The sequence below is a fragment of the Barnesiella sp. CU968 genome (genome assembly GCF_905219685.1).
GTDB lineage: Bacteria > Bacteroidota > Bacteroidia > Bacteroidales > Muribaculaceae > Lepagella > Lepagella muris_A.
In genome coordinates this window covers 1-1,351 of record NZ_CAJMXD010000563.1, presented here as the reverse complement: position 1 = coordinate 1,351, position 1,351 = coordinate 1, and the positions used below count along the sequence as shown (strand labels likewise).

The following is a 1,351-nucleotide window of genomic DNA, read 5'->3' as shown; positions in this document are numbered from 1 at the left end:
AAATAATAGTGTTTTATATGTGCATTTATTTTTTTCACTTACTTAGAAACAATTTAAAATTATCAGAAAAATATTTTCACCGTATGAACTATCAATCAATTAAAACTTTATCGTTAATGATATTGTTGATATTACAATTATTAAGCATCAATATTCCGGTTTGGGCTGAAAAACAATGCGATGAGATTGCGTTTTTAGACAGTTTAAAGAGGTTTGACTACGGGGAAGTAGACGATATCCAAGATTTAACAATTGAAAGAATGTTCGCTGAAGTCTCAAATCATCCGGACAGTATAATCATTTCTAAAAGTGCCGGAGGATACGGGAACTGGGATTTTCACCTAAATAATAATCAATCATACCTACGGCTCATATCACATAATGGATATGAATATCCCCCTATGCCGATCGACAACAGATTATTCAAATATGCCACAATTCTGTTCTTTACTAAATCTGTACCTCTAATTCTAAAAAAAGTGATATCAGATGAGTTTGTTTTTTCAGATATTATCGCTGGAAAACTTGATGTCACTGTATTCAATAATGGAAGAAAGAGCATTGAAACCTTCAATCGTGTCGCAAAAAATGGCGCATATATGACCATAAGCTCGTCCATATTTGATAAGTTTCATGATATTATCCGTAAATGCTGGATTGAGTACAGACTAATTTTCTTTTCAAAAAAACATCGCAGAATGATTACTCCTCATAGGTACCAAGAACCGAAAAAAATAATTATTCGTTACTGGGATATGGCATTGAAAGATAAATTTTATAAATTTATATTGACACCACAGAATACCGAAGTTTGGCTCATACATGAAGACCCAAATTACATTCCAACTAAATTTAAAAACAACAAAAGAATTGAGATAATCAATGATGGCGAAGTATTCAAAATGGCAGAAGCTCTTTTTTCCAAACGTGACAAACCAATTATAGAATCAAAAATATATTGCGGTGATTTTTCATTAAAGAATTATAACCTGTTGTGTGTTGATGTCGAAGGTAGCGAATCAAAACCAGACGAAATATTTATTGGTCCTGTCTCAGAGGGATACCAGATAGAATTTAGTCAAGATTTTATACGTTTTTTTAACCGACTGAATGAGATATTGAACAACGATTAATTCTTTCTTGTTTGTTCCAACATTCAATTATTATGGGTGCAGAAATAGTATCTTCAAAAACCTTTTTCTCCTTTCAACACTCTGATTGAGGGTTTTGTGTGCTCCTTAATGTTTAATTGGTTTAAAACTAAACACTCTCTAAGAGATTGTCTAAAAATTAGTGCGAAATAATGTTATTAGGCATAACAAACCCTCAATCAGAGTGTTGAAGGAGAAAA

The 1,351-nt window shown here is 31.9% G+C and carries 1 protein-coding gene; it reads left to right on the top strand.

What is annotated here, in order from left to right:
- A partial coding sequence (locus JX312_RS13700) for a hypothetical protein (RefSeq protein ID WP_204458474.1) occupies positions 1 to 1,133 on the top strand: 1,133 nt, incomplete at its 5' end.
- Positions 1,134 to 1,351 lie beyond the last annotated feature (218 nt).